The 24031-nt window shown below is 53.6% G+C and carries 22 protein-coding genes; 4 read left to right on the top strand and 18 right to left on the bottom strand.

Translation table 11 applies throughout. The annotated features are described in order from the left end of the window. Positions 1 to 49 precede the first annotated feature (49 nt). Both MKX70_RS31400 and MKX70_RS31405 read right to left on the bottom strand, forming a co-directional pair. Positions 50 to 757: a DNA alkylation repair protein gene (locus MKX70_RS31400; protein WP_340841511.1), complete on the bottom strand. Its 708-nt coding sequence runs from the start codon at positions 755 to 757 to the stop codon at positions 50 to 52. Positions 758 to 864: 107 nt separating this feature from the next. Beyond that, positions 865 to 1770 (bottom strand): ArsR/SmtB family transcription factor, encoded by a 906-nt coding sequence (locus MKX70_RS31405; RefSeq protein ID WP_340790243.1) that lies wholly within the window; start codon positions 1768 to 1770, stop codon positions 865 to 867. 166 nt (positions 1771 to 1936) lie between these two features. Between MKX70_RS31405 and MKX70_RS31410 the strand changes: the two genes are divergently transcribed. Then, entirely contained in the window at positions 1937 to 3427 is a 1491-nt protein-coding gene (locus MKX70_RS31410) for a glycoside hydrolase family 43 protein (protein WP_042233698.1), read from the top strand. 156 nt (positions 3428 to 3583) lie between these two features. Here MKX70_RS31410 and MKX70_RS31415 read toward each other — a convergent pair whose 3' ends face one another. Genes MKX70_RS31415 through mobB form a run of 3 tightly spaced genes read right to left on the bottom strand, consistent with a single transcriptional unit; the run spans position 3584 to position 5280 of the window. After that, positions 3584 to 4069, bottom strand: coding sequence for a molybdenum cofactor biosynthesis protein MoaE (locus tag MKX70_RS31415; RefSeq protein WP_042233696.1), 486 nt, complete (start codon positions 4067 to 4069; stop codon positions 3584 to 3586). A gap of 4 nt (positions 4070 to 4073) precedes the next feature. Beyond that, on the bottom strand, positions 4074 to 4688 hold the full coding sequence (gene mobA / locus MKX70_RS31420) for a molybdenum cofactor guanylyltransferase (RefSeq protein ID WP_042233694.1): 615 nt from the start codon (positions 4686 to 4688) through the stop codon (positions 4074 to 4076). Between the two features lie 37 nt (positions 4689 to 4725). Further along, a complete protein-coding gene (gene mobB / locus MKX70_RS31425) occupies positions 4726 to 5280 on the bottom strand; it encodes a molybdopterin-guanine dinucleotide biosynthesis protein B (RefSeq protein WP_042233691.1) in 555 nt (184 codons plus the stop codon). A 169-nt stretch (positions 5281 to 5449) separates the two neighbouring features. Between mobB and MKX70_RS31430 the strand changes: the two genes are divergently transcribed. Next, a complete protein-coding gene (locus tag MKX70_RS31430) occupies positions 5450 to 6163 on the top strand; it encodes a YwiC-like family protein (protein ID WP_042233689.1) in 714 nt (237 codons plus the stop codon). 84 nt (positions 6164 to 6247) lie between these two features. Here MKX70_RS31430 and ilvB read toward each other — a convergent pair whose 3' ends face one another. The 12 genes from ilvB to MKX70_RS31490 form a co-directional block, all read right to left on the bottom strand. Continuing rightward, entirely contained in the window at positions 6248 to 7924 is a 1677-nt protein-coding gene (gene ilvB / locus MKX70_RS31435; protein WP_042233688.1) for a biosynthetic-type acetolactate synthase large subunit, read from the bottom strand. 84 nt (positions 7925 to 8008) lie between these two features. After that, the gene (gene moaA, locus MKX70_RS31440) at positions 8009 to 9025 is read right to left on the bottom strand and encodes a GTP 3',8-cyclase MoaA (protein WP_042233687.1); all 1017 of its coding nucleotides are present in this window, start codon (positions 9023 to 9025) and stop codon (positions 8009 to 8011) included. A gap of 24 nt (positions 9026 to 9049) precedes the next feature. After that, a complete protein-coding gene (locus tag MKX70_RS31445; RefSeq protein ID WP_445323693.1) occupies positions 9050 to 10294 on the bottom strand; it encodes a molybdopterin molybdotransferase MoeA in 1245 nt (414 codons plus the stop codon). A 100-nt stretch (positions 10295 to 10394) separates the two neighbouring features. Then, positions 10395 to 11885 carry an MFS transporter gene (locus MKX70_RS31450; RefSeq protein WP_340789469.1) on the bottom strand — a complete coding sequence of 497 codons (1491 nt, stop codon included), beginning with the start codon at positions 11883 to 11885 and terminating at the stop codon, positions 10395 to 10397. A gap of 297 nt (positions 11886 to 12182) precedes the next feature. Then, the gene (locus MKX70_RS31455; protein WP_042233684.1) at positions 12183 to 12710 is read right to left on the bottom strand and encodes a hemerythrin domain-containing protein; all 528 of its coding nucleotides are present in this window, start codon (positions 12708 to 12710) and stop codon (positions 12183 to 12185) included. 23 nt (positions 12711 to 12733) lie between these two features. Then, positions 12734 to 13381, bottom strand: a complete 648-nt coding sequence (locus MKX70_RS31460) for a response regulator transcription factor (protein WP_042241832.1) — start codon at positions 13379 to 13381, stop codon at positions 12734 to 12736. Between the two features lie 28 nt (positions 13382 to 13409). Then, positions 13410 to 14453 carry a PAS domain-containing sensor histidine kinase gene (locus MKX70_RS31465; RefSeq protein ID WP_042233683.1) on the bottom strand — a complete coding sequence of 348 codons (1044 nt, stop codon included), beginning with the start codon at positions 14451 to 14453 and terminating at the stop codon, positions 13410 to 13412. Next, entirely contained in the window at positions 14453 to 14911 is a 459-nt protein-coding gene (locus MKX70_RS31470; protein WP_042233682.1) for a GAF domain-containing protein, read from the bottom strand. The genes MKX70_RS31465 and MKX70_RS31470 overlap by 1 nt, the downstream gene beginning before the upstream one ends. A gap of 50 nt (positions 14912 to 14961) precedes the next feature. Then, complete coding sequence (gene narI / locus MKX70_RS31475; RefSeq protein ID WP_042233681.1) at positions 14962 to 15648, bottom strand: respiratory nitrate reductase subunit gamma; 687 nt, start codon at positions 15646 to 15648, stop codon at positions 14962 to 14964. Then, complete coding sequence (narJ, locus tag MKX70_RS31480) at positions 15645 to 16211, bottom strand: nitrate reductase molybdenum cofactor assembly chaperone (RefSeq protein WP_042233679.1); 567 nt, start codon at positions 16209 to 16211, stop codon at positions 15645 to 15647. The genes narI and narJ overlap by 4 nt, the downstream gene beginning before the upstream one ends. Next, positions 16204 to 17775: a nitrate reductase subunit beta gene (gene narH / locus MKX70_RS31485; protein ID WP_340841513.1), complete on the bottom strand. Its 1572-nt coding sequence runs from the start codon at positions 17773 to 17775 to the stop codon at positions 16204 to 16206. Before narH ends, narJ begins: the two co-directional genes overlap by 8 nt. Next, a complete protein-coding gene (locus MKX70_RS31490) occupies positions 17765 to 21439 on the bottom strand; it encodes a nitrate reductase subunit alpha (RefSeq protein WP_042233674.1) in 3675 nt (1224 codons plus the stop codon). The genes narH and MKX70_RS31490 overlap by 11 nt, the downstream gene beginning before the upstream one ends. 288 nt (positions 21440 to 21727) lie before the next feature. Between MKX70_RS31490 and MKX70_RS31495 the strand changes: the two genes are divergently transcribed. Then, a complete protein-coding gene (locus MKX70_RS31495; protein WP_042233672.1) occupies positions 21728 to 22144 on the top strand; it encodes a hemerythrin domain-containing protein in 417 nt (138 codons plus the stop codon). Here MKX70_RS31495 and MKX70_RS31500 read toward each other — a convergent pair. Next, a complete protein-coding gene (locus MKX70_RS31500; protein WP_042233669.1) occupies positions 22053 to 22589 on the bottom strand; it encodes an RrF2 family transcriptional regulator in 537 nt (178 codons plus the stop codon). The two genes, MKX70_RS31495 and MKX70_RS31500, sit on opposite strands and share 92 nt — an antisense overlap. A gap of 236 nt (positions 22590 to 22825) precedes the next feature. On the opposite strand from MKX70_RS31500, the gene hmpA reads away from it, so the two are divergent. Beyond that, positions 22826 to 24007, top strand: coding sequence for an NO-inducible flavohemoprotein (hmpA, locus tag MKX70_RS31505; RefSeq protein WP_042241829.1), 1182 nt, complete (start codon positions 22826 to 22828; stop codon positions 24005 to 24007). The last annotated feature ends 24 nt before the right edge of the window (positions 24008 to 24031 follow it).

Here is a 24031-nt window from a genome sequence, read left to right on the forward strand (position 1 = left end):
CGTCAGGAGGCAGATGTTAATTAAAGTACTAGATTCAGCGGATACCTTCCTAGCACCGCACATGCTTGCGCTTAAATCCGACGCGGCCTTTTTCGACCGCCTTTTGTATATTGTCGTAGGCATTAATGAATTTGCCTGCAGGCTTGTCCTTGCCCACCTCTACCGGGCCTATCCTTTTCGCCGTCTCCGTTGCCAGATCATGCAGCGGCGAATAGGATACGGCTACGGTGTACAGGAAGTTGTTCATTGAATATTTGGTACGCTCCGGCGCCTCATGAATACTCTTGCTCACCAGCTCCAGCATACCGGCCAGCTTGCTCTCAGAGAATTCCTTATCCGGGCGGCTTCCCAGCAGCCAGCAGTAACAGCTCCAGCCCGCCGACATTCTCAGGTCCTCCCCGCTCGCGATCCATTTATCAGCAACCTGCTGGGCAATATCCGCCTCCGCCAGAGTTACGGCCACCACGAAATCAGACAGCATATAGAAATAAGCCCCGTCCATCCACCGGTCGTAATCGGCTTCCGTCATCCCGTTAGGGTCGGCAATGATCCCGGCAAAATACATCGCGTCATAATTCCCCGTCGCATATAACTCTTCAGCCAGCGGCTGATTAATTTTAGTTTTTTTGAAAATCGGCTTCATCGCCCCGGTAGCTACACCAAAAAGCGGTTCCTGCGCGCCATTCGAGCTGTATATTTTCTTGGTTCGTTCCTTACCGAGCTCTTCCAGCTCCTGCATGACCATTTCTGCGTTCATTATATAACACTCCCTTTATCCGAAGTATTCTCTTCAATGTGATCCCTTAAGCCTGACCGGCATCACCGGTTACTGAAAGTGTACTGTACTGCCTGTTCTGCCGCAACCTACCGGAGATATACCCGAACCACAATATCCTGGTCGTGATTGCCGAAGCCCGCCCCATACAGCGTCAATCCGCCTACATGTTCTGCCTGCTCGTCCACCGTGAACCGAAGCGTCCAGAACGGCTCATGCAGCTTCACCTCCTGAATGGTCACCTCCGACATCTTCACTCCATCTATAAAAGTACCCGAAGCGTCAATGCGGATCGTCTTGAGCAGCCCGTACTGATTCACATTCCGGTGCCACCATTCCGGCGTATATCTGCCGCGTGCCGCTCTGCCGAAATCCGCCGGACTCGTCCAGGCTCCAAGGAACACACCGTTAAACGTGAAGCCGATATCCGACGGCCATTCGTCTCTTAAGCCAGGCGCTTCCGAAGCCAGCTCCATGGATATTTCAAGGAAGTCCGCCGTCTGGCCGGCGGCCAGATAGTTGGGCATTTTATACTCCACGTATCCTCTGCCAAACCATAGAATCGCAGCATTAACCCGCTCGGGATCCAGAAAATAACGCGGATCATCCCATACCCCGATCTCCATCTCATGTGTACCCAGCCCGCAGGTTGGATGAACTTCAAACGCCGTATAATGACCCACAGAAATGCTCTGCTCGAGCATCTTCGCGTCCTTGCGGGAAGACGGCAGCTGGATATCAATGCTTGCTGCTTTGAGGAAGCACAGCTTATGCGTCCCCCCGTTCAGCCGGACCCTGCGGCTTCCGGTCAGCCCTGCGGCTTCGAGCTTCCGGATGTGCAGGGTAACGATGGACGGGCTGAGCGCAAGCTTATCCGCGATATCCTTCACATTCATTTCACACTCGGCAATGAGGCTCATAATTCTCCACCTGACTTCACTGGCCAGCGCCTCGTATAAAGGCATGTACTCCGGTTTCCCGTCCGCTTTTATCATCATGATTTTCTCCTGATCACTGAATTCATATTTCTATTAATTTAACCGATTTAAATCCCGCAGACAAGCTTAATCTATTGCTATGAATCTCAAGTTGGTGTTTAATTTCCTTAGAAGTGATCATATTGAATTTATATATATATGAATTTATAGAAGAGGTGTATGTATGAAATACAACAATCCGGTAATCAAAGGCTTCTACCCTGACCCCAGCGTATGCAAAGTGGACGGCATCTATTATATGGTCTGCAGCTCCTTTCAGTATTTCCCTGGAGTGCCCATCTTCGAGAGCACGGACCTGCTTAACTGGAAGCAAATCGGCCATTGCCTGACCCGCGGGAGCCAGATCCAGCTGGGTACGGTGAGCAGCTCCGGCGGCGTGTTCGCCCCTACCATCCGCCACAATAACGGCCGTTTCTACATGGTGACTACCAATGACACGACCCACCAGAACTTCTATGTCTGGACGGACGATATTTACGGCGAATGGTCGGAACCGGTCTATGTCGATCAGGGCGGAATCGATCCGGATTTGTATTTCGAAGACGGCAAGACTTTGTTTATGAGCAACGGGTTGGACGATAACGGCACTCCAGGTGTGATTCAGTGTGAAATTAACATTGAAACGGGCAGCAAGCTATCGCCAAGCCAGTCTATCTGGCAGGGAACGGGCGGACGTTATCTGGAAAGCCCTCATCTCTATAAAATCAACGGGTATTACTACCTGCTCGCAGCCGAAGGCGGAACCGAATACGGACATATGGCGACTTATGCGCGGGGGACTTCCCCTTCCGGCCCGTTCGAAGCCTATGCGGAGAATCCTGTCCTGACCAACCGCAATCTGGGCGGTTACGAGCTGCAGGGTGTCGGGCACAGCGATCTGATCCAGGATGACGCCGGGAACTGGTGGCTCTTGCATCTGGGATTCCGGCAAACCGGACGCTGGCTCACTTACCACCATCTGGGCCGCGAAGTGTTCCTTACTCCGGTGACCTTCGGCGAAGACGGCTGGTTTACAGCCGGGCATAACGGAACGGTTCTCCTGAGCTTCGAGACTGACCGCATTCCGGACACGGTGGTTCAGCAGGAGAAGAAGAGCTATACTTTTGAGAATACCGACTGGAATCTGGACTGGGCTTATCTCCGCCATCCGGCCACAGAGAAGTATCTACTGGGACAAGACAAGCTGACGTTACAAGGCACAGAAGTAACACTGGATGTTCCGGCATCCCCGACCTTTATAGGCCTCCGCCAACGGGATTTCGACGCGGTGATTTCCTGCAACGTAACGCTCACAGGCGGAGAAGCCGGCTTCACACTCTATATGGATGAGAATCATCATTATGATCTGGCAATCCGCCAAGACGGGGCGCAGTACCGGGTGATCGAACGCCTCAATATTGGAGATGTGAAATCCATCCAGCATGTAGTGAATCTGGGCAGTGACAATCAGGCCACGCTGTTGATCAAATCCGGTAAGGAGCGCTACAGCTTCTTCATTAGTAGTAAACACGGTGAAATCCCCCTCGGCACGGCCCAGACCAGATACCTCTCTTCCGAGGTGGCCGGAGGATTTACAGGGGTACTCATCGGACTGTACGCTTGCGGGGAAGATGCTTCGGCGGAGTTCACAGAGTTTAAGTGCGAGTACTTGTAACAAGCAGAAGTAGAGCCTGCGGGTATCCGCGCTCTATCTCTGCACCGCTTTGCGTATATCCGGGATATAAAAAAACAGGGAGCCCCGTTACGGAGCTCCCTTAATGCATTCAGATCAGCGATCCGATAGTTCATCGGATCGCGAATTGCGGATTCTTTACTTCCTGTCTTCCACAGGAATATCCGGCAAGAGGGGCCGGCCTTCCGGATAAGCACATTGATTCAGCTGGTCGCCAATCCATGCTTTGCCGTCTTCGCCCGTTTCTTTTTTCCAGATCGGTACAATCTGTTTAATCCGGTCTATCACATATTCATTTGCCTCGTAAGCAGCCTTACGGTGCGGCGAAGATACAGCGATCACCACAGCGATATCCATAATTTCAAGCTTTCCTACCCGATGTGTCACAGCAACCCTGGTATCCGGCCAGCGTTCACTGACCTCCTGCCCGATGCGTTCCAATTGCGTGAGCGCCATAAGCGGATACGCTTCATATTCAAGATATAATGTCCGCTTACCCTGCGTGAGCTCCCTTACCGTACCTATGAATAAAGTGACAGCTCCTGCTTCTCTCCGCAGAACTTTATCAGACACCGCCTGCGGCTGAATCGGGTTATCTGTAATTTCGAATAATGAACTGCCCAAGTGATCACTCCCTTTCCATATCTGCGTGCAGCAAGTCCTTATACTGCTCAGGTGTATCAATATCTGCAGTGAAATCCTCATGTATACCCGCACCAGCAAGATCGTCCTTGTCTACCCCTAACCAGTGCATCGAATCTAATAATCCGGATAGCCGGTACTGCCGTGTATCCATTCGTTCAATAATATCTGCCAGGATCCGGTGCGGCCGGTATACCCCATGGAGCATCTGATGTCTGCCATTCATCAGGGGAAGAACAGCCTCATAGTTCCCTTCCATGAGCCGGGTAAGCATCCACGAAGCGGCGGGAGCGGAAATCTTAGGGATATCACAGCCCACAACCCAGGCATATTCCGTCTCCACCCCGGCAAAAGCAGCATGAAACCCGCTCATCGGTCCATGCCCCGCACAGATATCCGGAAGATACCGGATACCTCCTTGGGGAGGGTAATCCATGTACGGAGAAGCATCGTTCGTAACAACAATAATTTTAGAGCAGACGGTTCGCAATTCCTTCAGCTGTCTATCCACGAAACGCTCCCCTTGATAGGTCAGGAGCGCTTTATTCTGGCCCTTCATCCGGGAATTCTGTCCGCCTGCCAGTATGATTCCAGTCAGCAAATCAAGCACCTCCCGTAAGTATTCCGGCTCCATTGGATTAGAGAAGTGACAAAGCCAGTGAAAGAACTTCTTCATCAATAAGCGCTTGATCCTGCAGAGGCAGTACAGGGATAGTATTCGGGCTGACCGGAGAGGCTGCACGGTGCTCAACCGCGTTTTCCTCCCAGCTCAGCCATAGGCATATATTCGCAGTCTGGTTTCGCAGCAGAATCATCTCGTCTGCATTGCGGATTAATGCGATTTTGGGATAATCCGCAGACTTGAAGCCTTCTGCAACCAGCAGATCAACCTTACCGTACATAGATGCTGCGATGTCTTCCAATGAGGTTTCGGACCTCCGCATGATTCTTGTAGCCTCTGACGAGGTCAGTACAGCTTCAACTGCACCATGCAGCAGATGCTTGCTGCTGTCTGTGCCCGGATCATCCAATTCAAAGTGGTGAGCATCATGTTTGGCCGACCCGACACGCAGCCCACGGGCGGATAAGACGCGGATTATGCGGCAGGCCAGGGTTGTTTTTCCGCTATTCTTATAACCGACAATTTGCAGTACAGGAACCGGTCCCCGTACTGCTGCATGATGAGATTCCATAGTCACGTTGCAGCCTCTCCTTCGTCATAATAACGTTCAGTGATAACCCTGGGGAGCAGTGCATATCTTGTGCTTCAAATCACCCGCGTCCCCCATCAAAAAAAGTATAGTTAAGGAGTCTGGCATCCTCACATGCCATGATAGTTCAGGGTAGGAGGTCATGTTTAGTATGAAGAAATATATTCCTAACCAGCACGGCGCCTGGGCGATGCTCGTTCTGCCCTTTCTGTTCGGGGTAGCCGCATCCCGGGGGCAGCTTATACATATTCCGCTGTTTGTCTGCTGGCTGCTGATCTATTTGTTCAGTTTTCCTTTGCTGCAGGGGGTGAAGACAAGGAAATTCAAGCGTTATGCCCAGCCCTTGAAGCTGTATGGCATTCTGCTGCTCCCTTTAATCATCTATCTGGTGGCAGCTGAGCCTGTGCTGTTATGGTTTGTTCTGCCGCTCGTGCCTTTGTTCGCTGTGAATCTCTATTATGCCAAAACCAAAAATGAACGGGCCCTGCTCAATGACATCTCGGCCATAGTGGCCTTCTGCCTGATCATATATCCGGTCTTCTATGTCGGTCAGGGCGGGAGCTGGCAGACTGCGACCGAGCTGTTCGTGCTGGCCGTGCTGTACTTCACAGGAACCGCATTATATGTCAAAACCGTCATCCGTGAACGGAACAATATCCGCTTCTATTACGGCTCTGTGCTCTATCATCTGCTGGTTGCAGCAGCCGGACTGTTCCTGTTTCCGTCTCTGCTGGTTCCGCTGCTAATCCTGCTCCTGCGGGCGGCCATCCTGCCTAAGACGGGCATCACTGCCAAACGTACCGGAATCATCGAGATCGGCTTCTCCGTTATGTTATATGTGTCTGTGCTTGTGCTGTACTTCTAGTGTATAAAATAACCCCAAACGTATAATCAGGAAGCTCTTCTGCCGGTAATCACGGTAGAGGAGCTTCCTGATTGCAGCATAATGCTATTCCACAATCATATCCTGATTGCTCGATCCCGGCGGCACAATGGGGTATACATTGCTCTCCTCGGTAATATCGAACTCCATAACAACAAGCCCCTCCGTATGCAGCGCAAGTTCAATAATCTGCTCTGCTTCAGCAAGCGTGCGTGCCCGGAACCCGTGGGCGCCGAAGGACGCCGCCAAGGCGACAAAATCCGGAGAGCTGATCCGCACCGAGGAATACCGCCGGCCCAGAAACAGCTGCTGCCACTGTCTTACCATCCCCAGATACCCGTTCTTAAAGATAGCCACCTTGACGTTCAGCCCATGATCAACAGCCGTCATAATCTCCTGCATATTCATCTGAAAGCTTCCGTCCCCTGTAATGCAAATCACATGGCGGTCAGGAAAAGCAACAGCGGCGCCAATTGCAGCAGGCAAGCCGTACCCCATGGTGCCCAGTCCGCCGGAGGTCAGGAACGAACGTGCTTCCGAGAACTCGTAATGCGTAGCCGTCCATATCTGATGCTGGCCGACATCTGTGGCTATAATCGCATCGCCCGCTGTAGCCTTTTGAATGCATCCGATAACTTCCTGTGGAGTCATCTTGGCATCCTGGCTCTTGGTTGATTTCACCGGACGCTTCAGCCAGGCCATGATCTGCTGATCCCAGGTGGAATGCTCCGCTGCCTGTACTTGTCCCCGTAATCCGCTAAGGAAATCTGCACAAGAACCGGTGACCGCAAGATCTATAGGAATGTTCTTGTTCAGCTCGGAGGTATCCAGATCTACTTGAATTTTATAGGAACCCGGTGAGAACGCCTTCCGGTTGCCCGTTACCCGGTCACTGAACCGCACACCGAGACATAGCACAACGTCAGCACCCTGGAGTGCACGGTTGGCAGCTACTGTTCCATGCATCCCGACCATGCCCAGATGCAGGGAGTGTCCGGACGGGAAAGCTCCGAGGCCCATCAGCGTGCTGGCTACAGGAAGTCCCAGCTGCTCAGCGAATTCCTTCAGGAGTGCCGGGGTCTCCCCTTGAATACAGCCTCCGCCAATAAGCACAAGCGGCCGCTGCGCACGGTTCAGCCGCTCTGCCGCCAGCTGAAAATCCGCTGGGTCTATGAAATATTCGGTCTGGTACCCCCGGATAACTGGCGGGGAGGGCTGGCCGGAGGAGTCATTGTCTGCAATGAACTCCGCATTCATGACATTCTTCGGCAGATCGATCAGAACCGGACCGGGCCGTCCTGTTGTCGCCACATGGAACGCCTCATGTATAATTCTTGGAAGCTCCTTGATCTCCCTTACGATATAATTGTGTTTGGTAACCGGCATCGTCATTCCGTAAATATCCACTTCCTGAAAGCTGTCCAGACCAATAAGCTCGGTGGATACCTGGCCGGTGAGGACAATTAACGGAACCGAATCCATGAAGGCGGTAGCAATTCCGGTGACGGCATTGGTTGCTCCAGGACCACTGGTAACAAGGGCTACCCCCGGGCGTCCCGTCGCTCTTGCGTATCCGTCCGCAGCATGGACCGCAGCCTGCTCGTGTCTGACCAGCACATGCTGAATCCGGTCACAATCATAGAGCGCGTCGTATATAGGCAATACGGCACCGCCGGGGTAGCCGAACAGGGTCTCAATCTTTTTCTCGATCAGCATCTCAATCAGCAGCTGTGCTCCGTTCATAAGTTCAGTTCGTCTCCCGTCATATACAATGTAGTTTCAGGCTGCATTCCTGCCCGCTCAACCGCTGAATAATGCGTTCTGTGCTTAACCTCCAATATAGGACATGCCGATCTTGGTTCTGTTCCCCGCGGTCTGTTCTGTCCGCTCATCGGAATAGCGGTCAACGCGCTTCTCCCAGACATCTCTAATGGCAGCCAGCAGATGTTGATCATCCGCACCGCTGCGGAGCATTGCCCTGAGATCAAAGCCGTCCGATGCGAACAGGCAGGTATACAGCTTGCCGTCGGAAGACAGCCGGGCCCGCGTGCAGGAGGAGCAGAAGGATTCGGATACGGAAGTGATAAAGCCGATCTGCGCCTGACTGCCTTTGTAGCCATAACGCTGCGCAACCTCGCCGAAATAATGGTGCTCCAGGGCTTCCAGCACAAAAGCACCTTGAAGGCGCTCCAGAATTTCTTTTTTGGTAACGACCTTCTCATAGCTCCAGCCGTTGTCGTTGCCGGCATCCATGAATTCGATGAAGCGCAGCGTTATATTTCTATCCTTGAAGTAGGCCGCCATCGGCACAATCTCCGATTCGTTCACCCCTCTTTGTACCACCATGTTTACTTTGACCTCAAAGCCGGCTGCTACGGCATAATCAATATGTCGTAAAATCGCTCCAGGCTTGTAACCCCGCCCGTTCATTCTGCCGAACAGCTCAGGCTCCAGAGCATCCAGGCTGACATTCAGCCTGCGGAGTCCCGCAGCATAGAGCGGCAATGCCTGCCCGCCCAGCAGTACCCCGTTCGTCGTCAGCCCCATATCTTCGACACCACGGATAGCGCGGATTCCGGCAACAAGCTCGGGCAGGCTCCGCCGCATGAGCGGCTCGCCTCCGGTAAGCCTGATTTTGCTTACGCCAAGGGAGACGAAGAGCTTCGTCAGCCGGAGAATTTCTGCAAAGGTAAGCAGCCCGCTTGCCGGGAGGAAGGCATAATCCTCACCGAACACTTCCTTCGGCATGCAGTAGGAACAGCGGAAATTACACCGGTCCGTTACCGAAATCCGCAAATCATGGATCGGCCGCCGCAGCTGGTCCTGCAATGGATGAGCAGTCATAGGTCTATCTCCCTTCGTGTAAGCTTACAGCACCCATTCGTCCGTACCTTCCTCAACGCCGAGGAGCAGTACATCCACAGGATCCCCTGCAGCATAACCTCTTGTCCCGCCAGGCAGCACAATCAGCGAATTGCCGCGTGCGATGGAAGATACCGCATTCGATTTGTTGAAGCCGGCGGGACGCACCGAGGTCCGGTCATGAACAGCCCGGATAAACCGGGTGAACGGATTGGCCTTCGGGAAATCCTCTGCCAGTACGGCTGTCGTACGCGGCAGATAGACTTTATCTGCCCCCATCATCGTGAGCAGGGCGGGCCTGACAAACAGCTCGAAGCCTGTGAAGCACGCCGACGGATTGCCGGACAATCCGAACAAGCACTTCTCCCCGGCAACCGCGACTGTAGTCACACTGCCCGGACGCATCGCCACCTTGTTGAACAGCACATCGGCCCCGAGGCGCTTGTATATTTCCGGCAAGTAGTCATAGTCGCCGACGGATACGCCGCCTGTGGTGATCAGGCAGTCTGTTTCTGTCATCGCCTGCCGGACCGTCAGCAGGCATTCTTCCAGCTGGTCCGCTGCCGTATCGTACATCCGGTAAGGAATACCCATCCGGGCGAGCTGGGCAGCGATCATCGGCCCGTTGCTGTTGCGGATTCTACCGGGTACGAGCGGAGCCGTCACCTCCAGCAGTTCGCTTCCCGTTGACAATATGCCTACAACCGGCCGCTTGCCGACCCGTACCTCCCCATACCCGAAGGTAGCCAGCAGCGCCACAGTTCCGGGATGAATGAAGCTGCCAGCCGGAACGATCCTTTCGCCTGACCGCATATCTTCACCCTGCAGGGACAGATTCTCCTGCGGCGCAAAGGCTTTGCGGATGGTAAACGTCCGGCCCGCATCCGAGGCCTGTTCGAACATGACTACCGCATCGGCACCCGCCGGCAGCGCGGCTCCCGTCATCAGACGGACAGCTTCAAATGCCCCAAGCGTAACCTGAGATATCTCCCCTGCGCCGATATGATCTACAACCGTGAAGCTGATCCGGCTGTTGCCGGAAGCACCGGCTGAATCTGCCGAAGCAATTGCATACCCGTCATAGGGGGACCGCGTAAAATGCGGAACATCATGGGTTGCCGTCAGCGGCTCTGCCAGGATGCGTCCATAGCTTGCGGCAAGCGGGACTCTTTCTGTACCTGTGCGGCACACTCTTTCGGTTACCCGGAATACAGCCTCCGCCACGGTAACCGGATTTCTGGTCTTTTCCACCTTCATCTGCTCCTAACTTGATGCCGGACCCAGCAGAACCGGCTATGCCGTCCTGTATGGAAAGGGATTGGCTGCTGCGGTGCAACGCCACTTCATCCGGTTATTTCTGCGTAATATCGCTGAATGTGCCTACATACCGGACATCCTCGCCGGTGTCATCCTTCACAGCGCTGATGTTCAGCCACTGCAGATACTCTTCCCCGTTCTTGCGCCTGTTCCAGATCTCCCCCTGCCACATTCCCTTGTCCCTGACCTCCCCCCACATGACGCGGTAGAATTCTTTGGATTGACGGCCTGACTTGAGAATGCTGGGCTGTCTGCCGAGAACCTCGTCTTCCGTATAGCCGGTGAGCTTCGTGAAGGCCGGATTGACGGTCTTAATCAAACCGGAAACATCGGTAACCAGAATCCCCTGTCCGGTAGAATTGAACACTTCAGAGGTAAGCGCAAGCCGGTCCTGGAAATAGAGCCACACGACCAGCACCAGACTGGCCAGCGCCACCTGGGAGAGCAGCATGAACCCGATGGAATATTGCCCGGTCGCCGAATATATCACAGACAGCATGATCGGAGGGAAAAAGCCGCCCAGGCCGCCCATCATCGATACAATTCCGTTCGCGACACCCGCCTGCTTATTGAAGTATAGCGGGACTAATTTGAAAATGACTCCATTACCGATTCCTGCACTGAACGCAATCGCAAGGCATCCGGCTGTATATAATCCCATGTCTGGCATAAAGGCCAGGATAATAGCTGCAATTGTATAGATACTGAAGGTGCCGGTGAGCAGGAACAACGGCTGGAACTTGTCGGCAAGCCAGCCGCCTACCGGACGGAAGAAGGTCGCAACGGCAATGAAGCCGGCTGTACGCATCCCGGCATCCACCTTTTCCAGACCGAAATTCGATACCAGAAAGTTAGGCAGATAAATCGTAAAGGCCACAAAGGAGCCAAAGGTAATGAAATAGAACAAGGAGAACAGCCAGAGCTTCTCATTTTTGGATACGCCTTTGATTTGTTCAATGATCGGTGTTTTGAGCTTAGGCTCATGACGGTCCCCGAAGAAGAAATTCAAGGCGATAAACACCAGCAGCAGAATCAGATACATTTTCACCGCAGGGGCCCAGCCTATCTGTGCCGCCACCATCGGAGCCGAGAAGGTTGTGACCGCCGTCCCGATATTCCCGATTCCGTAGATCCCGTTGATCAGACCATGCTTATCTTTGGGAAAATACTTCGGCAGAGAGGTCACCCCCACCGAGAATACGGCCCCGCCGATTCCAAGGAACAGGCCTCCGATAATCAAGTGAGTAACCGTGGACGCTTCACTGATGAAGAAGACGGGAAACAACAGCAGGATAAAGCTGGACATAAAAATAACGCGTGCTCCCAGAATGTTCGCATAATAGCCCAAAGGAATTCTTAGAATCGAGCCAAGCACCACCGGAATCGCTGTGACCATCGCAAGTCTTCCCGGAGGGATGCTGATATCCTCGGAAATAAAGGGCATCAGGGAAGAGATGATCACCCACACCATGAATCCGGTAATCAAGTTTAAGGTTTGTAGCGGCAATTGCACTTTTTTAATCATTCGACTCACCTTTTCGCCGTTTATTCTCTTGATTATTCGTATGAATACTTCCTGTACTCATTGTATCCGCCGGTCCCCCGGCTCAGATATAGGGGAGTCCCCTTTCCCTGACAGGGGAAACCCTAAAAAAATAACCCCGCACAGCGGGGCATTGCTCCAGAGCTTATTCACTCCTGCCGCCTCCCCCCGATTTATCCGGATTTCTTGTTGTCTAATTTCCTGTGCACAAAAAAAGCCGCCCCCCATAGGAGCAGCCTGTTCAGAATCACATAATTATTCATTCTTAAATGTGCATTCTCAAGTAATAAGCGTATTCAGCTGTTGGCTTAACCGCTCTTTGTCCTTCGCGCTCAGCTGATGCTCAGCCATCGGAAAGATAACCGTCTCTTCTTTGACAAAGTGTACCGTCAGCACCTCAAAGGCTTCCCCTGCATCCTTCACCGCAGCACGAATATCCTCAAGCGTCATCAGATCAGCATTGCCCTCTGTGTGATGCAGGAAATGTCCTATATACCCGTCAATCTCGCGGTGCTCCTCCTGGATGCCGACCAGCGGCCCTTGTTCAAAACCGATGTAACGGCCCAGCAGCGGAAAAAAATGTGTTTCTTCCTTCACGGTATGCTTCTTCAGCGGGCCCGTAAACTCCAGAACCGCCTTACGCAGCTTATGAAGCTGAGCTCTGGCTTCTTCCGGAGCGGGCTGCGCCCCCTCAAACCAAAGTACGATATCATGCCATTCTTCCATCAGAAAAGATAAATAGCGGTGTTCATTCTCAAGAATGCGCATGGCGGGCACCGTAAACTTGAGCCCTGCATGTTCCGGCATCAAGGCTTACCTCCATTCGCCGGTCAGAAATCCAGCATTTTTTTCCTCAAAGCATACTCGACCAGCTCCGGCCGGCTTTTAAGGTTTAATTTCTCCATAATTTTCGCTTTGTGGGCTTCCACAGTTTTCACCGAAATGAACAGCTTCTCGGCAATTTCCTTGTTCCCGTATCCTTTGGCAATGAGCGGCAGGATCTCCAGCTCCCGCTTGGATAACAGCTCGAACAGATCCTCTGTACCGCCGGTTTTGTCCTGCTTGATGAACTCACGGACCAGCGAGGTTGCCATCTTGGGATGAATATAGGTCCCGCCTTCATAAATGGTCCGGATGGCCAGCAGCAGCTCCTCGTCCGGCGCACTCTTGAGCACATAACCGGAGGCCCCGTTCTTCAGCACATGGAAGAGGTATTCATCATCGTCATGCATCGTCAGAATCAGGATTTTGGTATCGGGGTAGTCCTCTTTAATCTTGCCGGTAGCGGTCAGCCCGCTCTCTCCCGGAGGCATGCTTAAATCCATAATCAGAATGTCCGGCCGGAATTTGGCTACCATGGTGTAAGCTTCCCTGCCGTCTGCCGCCGCCCCGATCACTTCAATGTCATTCTGAAAATTGAGAATCATGGAGAATCCGCTGCGTACGATCGCATGGTCGTCTGCAATGACGATCTTCATCAGAAGCTCATTCCTTTCCTCGCGCAAATCATACAGGTACCTGTAAAATAATTGTCGTACCCCTGCCTGTCTCTGAATCTACGCTGAAGGTGCCGCCCACCAGCTCCGCCCGCTCCTGCATGCCAAACAGGCCAAGTCCGGTTCCATCCGGCTCGTCACCCTGATTAAAGCCGGTTCCCTTATCCTCTACCCGAAGCAGCAGCACACCGTCGTTTTCGGTAAGGGAAACTTTAACACTGTCAACCTGCGCATACTTCAGGGCGTTCAGCACCGCTTCCTGGCACACACGGTACATGACGGTTTCAATCTCACTCCCATACCGTTTCTCGGAGAGCCGGGACTCATAATCAATCACCAGGCCATAGGTTTGCTCCACCCGCTTGAAGTGCGACCGGAATGCGGCCTCCAGGCCGAAATCATCCAGAGCAGCCGGCCTAAGCTCTACCGAAAGGTTGCGGATATCATTCAGAAGCCTGGTCATGGAGACCTCGGTCTGCTTCATCTTCTTCAGCAGCTGCTCATCCGCTGTCATATATTTCAGCACACGCAGATCAATCACGGCACTCATCAGCTCCTGGGCTACGCTGTCATGCAGCTCCCGGGAGATCCGCTTGCGTTCATTCTCCTGCGCCTCAATGATATGCTTCATCATTTTGTTCTGGTAGAACTTCTCTTGCGTCTTGAACTGTCTGGTCAGATCCCTAAGCATAAATACTCTGATACCCTTCTCGTCATCTATGGTGTGAAAGGTGGCGGCATAAGGGACAACCCCCTTATCCTTCGTCTCCAGATAGACCTGGTATGAGGTGAACTCCTCGGAGTCCGGTGTATGAAAATAACAATTGAGGCAGGTACGGAGCTCCGTCTCACTCGTGTATCCCCGGCAGGTCCCGCAAAGCGCCTCAGGATTCCCCTGATACAGCTGCTTCAGAATATCCTTGTCCACGATGTTCTCGGCAGCCGGATTCATGGCCAGGGCTTTCCCTTGCCGGTCAAAAAAGAACATCGCCTCCGAGCTGTTCTCAAACAGCTTCGTCATGAGCAGACTCTGCAGATCCGTTCCGGGTGTCATCAACTTAGCAACAATTCCTTTCCGTTCAAGTCTCCAATCCCCCTACGCGCTGCCCTGTCCAGGTCCCCCAGCATGTCAGGGGTTACCTGCCGTTCGCCCCTGAAACCGCCAAGAAGCACGCCTGCGACACGGGCATCATTCCACACCGGCACAGCCCCGATGCTGCTCAGATTCTCCATCTTGGTAATGGGATAGTTAAACAAGGTGTCCGGCTGCACATCTGTCTGCACGGACGGGATTAAGAACGGTTTGCCTGTCTTGAACACGATGCCTGCAATCCCCCTGCCGGATTGAAGTATAATTCGTTTGTAACGGTCATTTGTATGGCCTGAGGCGTATTTCCACCGGATGACATAGTCATATTCCGCCGGTTCGGCAAAGGCCAGCGACATAAAGTCATATCCCAAAGCTGTGCGCATCCGGTCAAGCTCAATTTGGTAATCCACCTTATTGTTCATCGTTTCTCTCCTCATTTGAACAGGGAAAGAAATTCACCCGGCTCTTTCCGTTAATTCGATTTATTTCTTCTGTATAGGATATAACTTCTGCCTACATAATTCAACGGAACACTCCATACATGGACGAGCCGGGTGAACGGCCAAAAGGCAAAGATCGCAAACCCTGACAGAATGTGAAGCTTGAAGGAAAACGGCACATCAGCCATCAGCGACGGGTCCGGACGGAACATGAATAAACCGCGGAACCAGACAGAAATCGTATCACGGTAATCAAACTCAGGCTGTACGGCATTCGTTACAATCGTGGAGTACATCCCCATGAACACGATGAACAGGAGGAGGGAGTTGACAATCAGGTCCGATGCGCTGCTGAGCCGGCGGACATTCTTCAGCGTAAAGCGCCGCGAGGTCAGTATCAGCATCCCGAGCAGGGTAGCTGCGCCGAAGATTCCCCCGATATATACCGCGCCGATGTGGTAGAGATGATCACTCACGCCGACGGCCTCCAGCCATGATTTCGGGACAGCGAGCCCGCCGATATGACCTAGAATAACCGGCATAATACCCAGATGGAACAGAATGCTGCCGAATTTCAGCTGTTTCTTTTCAATAAATTCACTCGATTTGGCTGTCCAGTTGAATTGGTCCTTACGGTAACGGAAGATATGCCCGCCGATAAAGACCACCAGACACATATAGGGGAAAATGACCCATAAAAACTGACCTGCCATATTCATTGACTCAGGGCCTCCTGTTCAACACAAGCTTTGAAGGTTTCGCGCAATCCCTTAACCAGGTGGTAATAGGGACTTTCATTCCGCTCCAGCGCCTTGAGCAAATGGTAGGTGCCATCCTCAAGAATCGCCATCAGCATCCGGAAATTCTCCGGCGCTCCCGGAACCTCCAGCCACTGGGCGGCATATATAAATTCACACATCAGCGGTAAATAATCAGGCAGCTCACTCTCCGGCATGACAAGGCCGAACATTTCATACAGAAGCTTCAGCTTGGCGAGCATCTGCCCCCGTTCCTTGGCGTCCTCGAATTTGAAATAGGTCATATACAGCGCGCAGTCCTTCTGAAAATCAAAGGTGGCCGCATAGCTCTCCTGGATCTCATCCAGGCTGAAGCTCTGCATTTGCTTCCAATAGGCATGCACGTGGGCATAACCCGGATGAGTGCTGTCAAACGCCTCTTCCAGAAAAGCCGGATGAAAGTCCAGCTTCTCCGGATACATCAGCTGCAGGGCGAAATAACCGAAGGATTCCTTGTAATCATGCAGTTTGATCAGATCAATCACGCCAAATCCCCCCGTAGAAATTCTCTTCATACATTTCCTTGCCGGTCTTCATGGTGTCGCCGGAAGGGCTGGCCGGTCCGCAGCCGTCACAGCCGGAGCCGGAGCCCATGTCCCCCATCCCGCTGCCGTAACCGGCCGAACCCTGGGCACGGTAAGGATTCATGTGCTGCTCCTTGTGGGAGGTCGGGATGACGAACCGGTCCTCATATTTAGCAATCGCAAGCAGCCGGTACATTTCCTCTGTCTGCTGTGCGGTCATGCCGACACGGTCCAGACGGGTAAGATCGAATTCCCGGCCGGTGGACTGGGCGCGCATATAGGAGCGCATCATCGCCATCCGCTGCAGGGCTTCTTTGACCGTCTCCGTGTCGCCGGCCGTCAGCATGTTCGCCAGATACTGGATCGGCGAGCGCATCTCTTCGATGGCCGGGAAGATCATATCGGGATTCTTCAGCGAATCCTTGCCTTCGAAATAATTCATAATCGGGCTAAGCGGCGGTACATACCACACCATAGGCAGTGTGCGGTATTCCGGGTGAAGCGGGAAGGCCAGCTTGTGCTCAATCGCCAGCTTATAGACCGGCGAGTTCTGGGCGGCTTCCAGCCAGTCCTCGGAGATGCCGTCTTTTCTCGCCTGCGCCATAATCTCCGGATCATGCGGGTTCAAGAACAGATCACATTGCGCCTTGTATAAATCCTTCTCGTCCGGCGTGGATGCCGCCTCAAGAACCTTGTCGGCGTCATACAGCAGCACCCCGAGATAGCGGATCCGGCCTGTACAGGTCTCGGAGCATACTGTAGGCAGCCCGGCTTCCACGCGCGGGAAGCAGAAGGTGCACTTCTCTGCTTTGTTGGTCTGCCAGTTGAAATATACTTTTTTGTACGGACAGCCGGTCATGCAGTATCTCCAGCCGCGGCAGGCTTCCTGATCCACGAGGACAATGCCGTCCTCATCCCGCTTGTACATCGCACCGGAAGGACAGGAGGCGACACAGCTTGGATTCAGGCAGTGCTCACAGAGGCGCGGCAGATAGATCATGAACGATTTCTCGAAGTTGAACTTGATTTCTTCTTCGATCTTCTGGATATTCGGGTCCAGCGGGCCGGTTACATGGGCTCCCGCCAGATCATCCTCCCAGTTCGGTCCCCATTCCAGATCCATCTTCTCACCGGTTACAGCGGAATGGGCCCGCGCCACCGGGGAATGCTTTTGTTCTCCAGCATTCGTCAGATGCTCGTAGTTGTACGTCCACGGCTCATAATAATCCTTCATCTCCGGCATGTCGGGGTTGTAGAAGATTTTGCCGAGTGCGATCTTCGACAGCTTATTGCCGGATTTCAGCTCCAGCTTCCCCTTGCGCAGCTGCCAGCCGCCCTTGTAGAGCTCCTGGTCCTCCCAGCGTTTCGGATAACCGATACCGGGCTTCGTTTCCACGTTATTGAACCACATATATTCCGCACCCTTGCGGTTCGTCCAGGTCGTCTTGCAGGTCACGCTGCAGGTGTGGCAGCCGATGCATTTATCCAGATTCATTACCATTGCGACTTGCGCTTTAATTTTCAAGCCAGTTGACCTCCTTCATTTTGCGGACGGCTACGTAGACATCACGCTGGTTGCCGATCGGACCATAGTAGTTGAAGCCGTAGCTGAGCTGTGCATATCCGCCGACCATCTGGGTAGGCTTCAGATGAATCCGGGTAGGCGCATTGTGGCTTCCTCCGCGCGTATCCGTAATTTCAGAACCCGGCACCTGAATGTGCTTGTCCTGGGCATGGTACATGAACATGGTGCCTCTCGGCATCCGGTGGCTGACTACCGCACGTGCCGTTACGACACCGTTGCGGTTATAGACCTCGAGCCAGTCATTATCGGCAATCTGATGGGCCGCGGCATCCTCATTATTGATCCACACCGTTGGACCGCCCCGGAACAACGTCAGCATATGCTGGTTATCCTGATAGGTCGAGTGGATATTCCATTTCCCGTGCGGTGTCAGATATCTCAGAACCAGGGCATCCTGCCCGCCCTTCACTTCTTTGTCGCGCGGCCCGAACACCATCGGAGGCAGCGTCGGCTTGTAGACCGGCAGCGCTTCGCCGAACTGCTGGAAGATTTCATGGTCAATGTAGAAATGCTGTCTTCCCGTCAGGGTCCGGAACGGAACGAGACGTTCAATATTCGTGGTGAACGGGGAATAGCGCCGTCCCTGCTTGTTCGAGCCGCTGAATACCGGGGTCGGAATAACTTCGCGCGGCTGTGCGGTAATGCTCTGGAACGTAATTTTCTCGGCTGCCCGGTCTGCCGAGATATCCCTCAGCTCTACACCTGAATCCTTCTCCGCTGCAGCATAAGCCTTCTGGGATACGCGGCCGTTGGTGGCTGAAGACAGATGAAGAATGGTATCTGCGGCCTGACGGGCGGTTAGCAGCTTCGGCAGTCCGTTCTTAATCGATTCATCGTAATGCACGCCGCTGATCTTCTTGAGCTCCTCGTATTCTTCAGCAACAGAGAAGCTGATGCCATGCGCGCCTGCTTTGCCGGTTGCCAGATTCGGTCCGAGTGAGGTGTATTTGTCATGAATCTGGGTGTAATCCCGCTCCACAATCGTGAAGTTCGGCATGGTCTGGCCCGGGATGGCCGGGATTTCGCCCTTGGCCCAGTCTTTGACCAGACCCATCGGCTGCGAAATCTCGCTGATGGAGTCATGGCCCAGCGGTGACATCACAACATCCTTATAGACGCCGGGCAGCTGCGACTTCGCCATCTCGGAGAATACCTCTGACAATTGGCGGTAGATATCCCAGTCGGAACGGGATTCCCATAGCGGATTCACGGCCGGATTGAACGGATGCACAAACGGATGCATGTCGGTGGACGACAAATCGGTCTTCTCATACCAGGTTGCAGCCGGCAGGACAACATCCGCATACAGCGGCGTAGTCGTCATCCGGAAATCCAGAGCCACCATCAGATCAAGCTTGCCTTCCACATCCTCCCGCCAGACGATCTCCTCCGGCTTCTGTTCCTCGTTCGGCTCGGCCAGCAGCCCGTCGGAGGCTCCGAGCAGATGCTTCATGAAGTATTCCTGCCCCTTGGCGGAGCTGGAGATCAGGTTCGAGCGCCAGATGAACAGGGAGCGGGGGAAGTTCTCCGGTGCGCCGGGATCTTCCACGGCAAACCGTGTTTTCCGCGAGGTGATCTCTTCCACGGTGTGGCTGATAATCTCCGCATTCGTCTTCTTGCCCTGCTGCGCAGCCTCCTCGGCGAACAGCAGGCTGTTCTTGTTAAATTGCGGGAAGGAAGGCAGCCAGCCGAGACGTGCAGCCAGCACGTTGTAGTCCGCCGGATGCTGGTAAGCTACCTCCCCGCCCGTCGGTGATTTCAGCGAATCGGTGCCGCTCTCCTCATAACGCCACTGCTCTGTGGCAAAGTAGAAGAAGGATGTCGCGTTCTGCTGGCGTGCCGGACCCTGCCAGTCCTTGGCAAAGGCAACCGTTGACCAGCCTTCAATCGGGCGGCATTTCTCCTGGCCGACATAATGCGCCCAGCCGCCGCCGTTGACACCCTGGGAAGCGGTCAGCACCACCAGATTCAGAATGGAACGGTAGATGGTATCACTGTTGAACCAGTGGTTGATCCCTGCGCCCATGATGATCATGGAGCGCCCGCCTGTATCCAGCGAATTCTGGGCGAATTCGCGGGCAATCTGCACGACGACACTCGCCTTCACCGTCGTAATCTTCTCTTGCCAGGCCGGGGTGTACGGTGAGGATTCATCCTCATACCCCTTGGCATTCAGCGGGCTGTCTGTACGCGCCACGCCATACTGGCTCATCATCAGATCATAGACTGTGGCGGCATAACGTTCTGTGCCATCGGCCAGCACGATTGTCCGGGCCGGAATCATCCGTCTGAACGTGCCGTTGCCCGCATTATCGAAGAACGGGAACACGATTTCCGTCCACTCTTCCCCGTGCCCTTCTATGGTCAGCGCGGGCTGCACTTTACGGCCGTCCTCCCGCTCGAGAATCAGGTTCCATTTCTTGCCCTCCTCCCAGCGCTGCCCCATCGTACCGTTCGGAACCATCATCTCACCCGCTGCTTCGTCGAAGATGACCGGCTTCCAGTCCGAGTGCGGGGAGGTATCTCCTAGATCACTCGCCCGCAGGAAGCGTCCGCCCTTCAGGGCATCCTCATGAGGGTCAAGCAGAATCAGGAACGGCATATCTGTATATTGCTTCGCATAATTCAGGAACATCGGCTCCTGGCGTTCCTGATAGAACTCCTGCAGGATGACATGCGTCATGGCCTGGGCAAGCGCCGCATCCGAGCCTGGATTCGGAGCCAGCCAGTTGTCGGCGAATTTGACGTTCTCGGCGAGATCCGGCGCGACCGACACGACTTTGGTTCCCTTATAGCGTACTTCCGTCATAAAGTGTGCATCCGGCGTCCGGGTTAACGGTACATTAGAGCCCCACATCATCAGGTAACCGGCGTTGTACCAATCCGAAGATTCCGGCACATCCGTCTGCTCCCCCCAGATCTGCGGCGAAGCCGGAGGAAGATCGGCATACCAGTCATAGAAGCTCAGCATTTGGCCGCCGAGGAGGGAGATGAACCGCGCCCCCGAGGCGTAGCTGACCATCGACATAGCCGGAATCGGGGTGAAGCCGGCGATCCGGTCGGGGCCGTATTTACGGATTGTATAGATCAGCTGTGCGGAGATCAGCCGCAGCGCGTCGTCCCAGGCCACACGGATGTGGCCGCCTTTCCCGCGCGCTTTCTTGTACAGGCTTGCCTTCTCAGGGTCTTCAACAATGCTGGCCCAGGCGTCGACATAATTGTCATGCTCCTGCAGCGCCGTCTGCCACAGCCGCCACAGCTTCCCTCGGATATACGGGTATTTCACGCGCAGCGGGCTGTATTCGTACCAGGAGAAGGTAGCTCCGCGGGGACAGCCGCGCGGCTCAAATTCCGGCATATCCGGTCCGCAGGAAGGATAGTCAATCTGCTGGTTCTCCCAGGTGATGATTCCGTTCTTCACGAACACCTTCCAGCTGCAGGAGCCTGTACAGTTGACTCCGTGAGTGGTGCGCACTACTTTATCGTGAGACCAGCGCTGGCGGTACATATTCTCCCAATCTCTGTTTTTCTCTTCAAGAATGGACCAGTTCCCGGAATAGCTCTCCACCGGTTTAAAAAAGTTAAGGCCGAATTTCTTCTTCATCGCTCAGGAACACTCCCTTCAAAATCTATTCAGTTAAGTCCATTATGGATCTCCCCGGCCCTGCTTCCCATTAGGGAAACACCTATTGAACCTCGGGAATTCCCTTGATCTGAATCCAATGCAAATAAGCCTTTCCCGCTGAGGAGAAAAGCTGTGTTCTGGCCGTTTATTGTATCCGGCAGCGGCCTGTTAGGGACTTCCCTCTTTCTTGTCCGGGGAATGCCTTAGCGGGAATTACACTACAAATCTGTGTGTTATACTGACACAAAAACGGGAGGATGAAGCAACATGCCAGGACCCTCACTGCGCCAATTGCACGCCCATCACGCTATACATCAGGGCGGGCTATCCGGCGCTGTAGCCAAGACGGAGGAAGTAGAGGAACTGCTGGAAGCGAAGGAATTCGAAGTGGCGCACCAGGCCGCTGAGCATTTAATCGAGTACTGGGAGACGCGGATTATCAGCCACGCCGATGCGGAGGAAGACGGATTCTATCAGGAGATGGCCGGGAAGCATCCCGGCCTGCAAGACGCAGTTCTCCGGCTTGCACGTGATCATGACTTACTGCGGATTATAGTTCAGGATGTCAAAGCAATGCTGGCGGAACAAGGCCTCACTCCTGAGGTGGTTCACCAGTTCCACGCACTGCTGGTAGTGAACGCGGTTCATAGCCGGGATGAGGAACGTCTTCTGTTCGGGGAGTAGCACGGCTGCTGCTCTCCTGCAGAATGGCACGCAGATCATCTCTATTCATCAACAGGTCCTCAAGCGTATACTCGCCCAGTACCTGCAGATAAGCTTGCAGGGCTCTGCCCAGCACGCCTTTGAGTCCGCACACCGGGGAGATCGGACAACTGCCGCCTGAAGGATGGAAGCATTCGACGAGATAGAAATCATCCTCCATCCGGCGCACGACCTCCCCGATATTGATCTTCTCCGGCGCAAGCGCAAGCCTAATCCCTCCCCCGCGCCCTCTGACCGTTTCAATATAGCCCGCCTTACCGAGTTCATGCGAGACCTTCATCAGATGATTCTTGGAGATGCCATATGCGCTGGAGATATCCTGTATAGTTGTCAGCTCTTCCCGCTGCTTCGCTCCGAGATACATGAGGATTCGCAAGGAATAGTCGGTATATAACGTCAGCCTCATCTCTTCTCTCCATTCTGTTTACAAATGCAATGCAGTCAACGGATTTCTGCTTGTCTAGCGGACATACAGCCAACAAGCGAAGAAGGAGAACACAAATCCGGCCTTATGTAAGTGATATTATTAACAGATGATATCATATTTTTTGTCCATTTTGTTAAAGTGGTATTTTAAATATATCTTTTATCTTAAAAAGCGTATATATTAATTTTGTAGTATATGGAGAGGGGATGATTGATATTTTATCACAACAAACTCGTGACATTGTCAAATCCACAGCGCCAGTCCTGGCGGAACACGGCACCACTATTACAACGGTGTTTTACCGGAATCTGTTCGAAGCCCACCCGGAACTGCTGAATGTATTTAACCATGCCAACCAGGCGCAAGGCCGTCAGCAGGCGGCACTGGCCAATGCGGTCTACGCAGCGGCAGTCCACATAGATAATCTTGAGAATATTCTGCCGGCGGTAGTCCAGATTGCACACAAGCATGTCAGCCTCGGCATCAAGCCGGAGCATTATCCGATTGTCGGGGAATTCCTGCTGAAGGCGATCAAGGAAGTGTTGGGCGAGGCAGCTACGGATGAGATTCTTACAGCCTGGGAAGAAGCATACGGAGTTATTGCAGGCGCTTTTATCGGCGTCGAAGACAGCATGTACAAGGAAGCGCGCGAACAGGATAATGGCTGGAACTTCTTCAAGCCTTTTACCGTTGAACGTAAAGTTCAGGAAAGCGGCAGTATTACATCGTTCTATCTGAAGCCGGCGGACGGCTTAGGCGTACCGGATTACAAGCCGGGCCAGTACATCTCTATCCGTGTGCTGATTCCTGGAGAGCAATACACCATGATCCGCCAATACAGCCTGTCGCAGGCTCCCCGGGCAGATGGATTCCGTATTTCCGTGAAACGTGAAGAGACGAATGATCCGAATGGTGTGGTTTCCGTCTATCTCCATAACCAGGTGAATGAAGGAGACATTGTTGAAGTCAGCGCTCCGGCAGGCGAATTTCTGCTCGATGTTACCAAAACCACACCTGTTGCCTTCATCTCCGGCGGCGTAGGCATTACCCCCATGATGAGCATGTTCGAGACCGTTGCGGCCGTAACACCGGACCGAAAGACCGTATTCCTGCATTCTGCACGGAATGAATCGCTCGCCGCTTTCGTTAAGGATATTGAGAAACATGCTGCAGCCATGAGCAATGTACAGACCAGAACCTTCTACTCCGGCGGCCCGGACGGCATCATTACAGGCGAGATTCTGAAGAGTTATGTGGACATTACCGGCGATGCGTATGTTTGCGGCCCTGTTCCTTTCATGGAAGCGATGATCGGAGAGCTGCGGGCACTCGGAATGAAGGAAGAGCAGATTCATTATGAGTTCTTCGGACCGGCCCTTCAATTGAACAGCAAATAGATTGCGGGTCTAAGTACGCAGCCC

It is taken from the genome of Paenibacillus sp. FSL R7-0312 (assembly GCF_038004445.1).
Taxonomy (GTDB): domain Bacteria; phylum Bacillota; class Bacilli; order Paenibacillales; family Paenibacillaceae; genus Paenibacillus_AQ.

Excerpts from the sequence above, each read along its gene's own strand:
- MKX70_RS31430 (WP_042233689.1), top strand. The coding sequence starts at position 5,450 with ATGAAGAAATATATTCCTAACCAGCACGGCGCCTGGGCGATGCTCGTT.
- MKX70_RS31400 (WP_340841511.1), bottom strand. The coding sequence starts at position 757 with ATGAACGCAGAAATGGTCATGCAGGAGCTGGAAGAGCTCGGTAAGGAA.
- MKX70_RS31455 (WP_042233684.1), bottom strand. The coding sequence starts at position 12,710 with ATGCCGGAACATGCAGGGCTCAAGTTTACGGTGCCCGCCATGCGCATT.
- mobB (WP_042233691.1), bottom strand. The coding sequence starts at position 5,280 with ATGGAATCTCATCATGCAGCAGTACGGGGACCGGTTCCTGTACTGCAA.
- MKX70_RS31465 (WP_042233683.1), bottom strand. The coding sequence starts at position 14,453 with ATGACACCCGGAACGGATCTGCAGAGTCTGCTCATGACGAAGCTGTTT.
- narI (WP_042233681.1), bottom strand. The coding sequence starts at position 15,648 with ATGAATATGGCAGGTCAGTTTTTATGGGTCATTTTCCCCTATATGTGT.
- MKX70_RS31500 (WP_042233669.1), bottom strand. The coding sequence starts at position 22,589 with ATGAGGCTGACGTTATATACCGACTATTCCTTGCGAATCCTCATGTAT.
- MKX70_RS31470 (WP_042233682.1), bottom strand. The coding sequence starts at position 14,911 with ATGAACAATAAGGTGGATTACCAAATTGAGCTTGACCGGATGCGCACA.
- MKX70_RS31405 (WP_340790243.1), bottom strand. The coding sequence starts at position 1,770 with ATGATAAAAGCGGACGGGAAACCGGAGTACATGCCTTTATACGAGGCG.
- MKX70_RS31495 (WP_042233672.1), top strand. The coding sequence starts at position 21,728 with ATGCCAGGACCCTCACTGCGCCAATTGCACGCCCATCACGCTATACAT.
- ilvB (WP_042233688.1), bottom strand. The coding sequence starts at position 7,924 with ATGAACGGAGCACAGCTGCTGATTGAGATGCTGATCGAGAAAAAGATT.
- moaA (WP_042233687.1), bottom strand. The coding sequence starts at position 9,025 with ATGACTGCTCATCCATTGCAGGACCAGCTGCGGCGGCCGATCCATGAT.
- MKX70_RS31450 (WP_340789469.1), bottom strand. The coding sequence starts at position 11,885 with ATGATTAAAAAAGTGCAATTGCCGCTACAAACCTTAAACTTGATTACC.
- MKX70_RS31410 (WP_042233698.1), top strand. The coding sequence starts at position 1,937 with ATGAAATACAACAATCCGGTAATCAAAGGCTTCTACCCTGACCCCAGC.
- MKX70_RS31460 (WP_042241832.1), bottom strand. The coding sequence starts at position 13,381 with ATGAAGATCGTCATTGCAGACGACCATGCGATCGTACGCAGCGGATTC.
- MKX70_RS31490 (WP_042233674.1), bottom strand. The coding sequence starts at position 21,439 with ATGAAGAAGAAATTCGGCCTTAACTTTTTTAAACCGGTGGAGAGCTAT.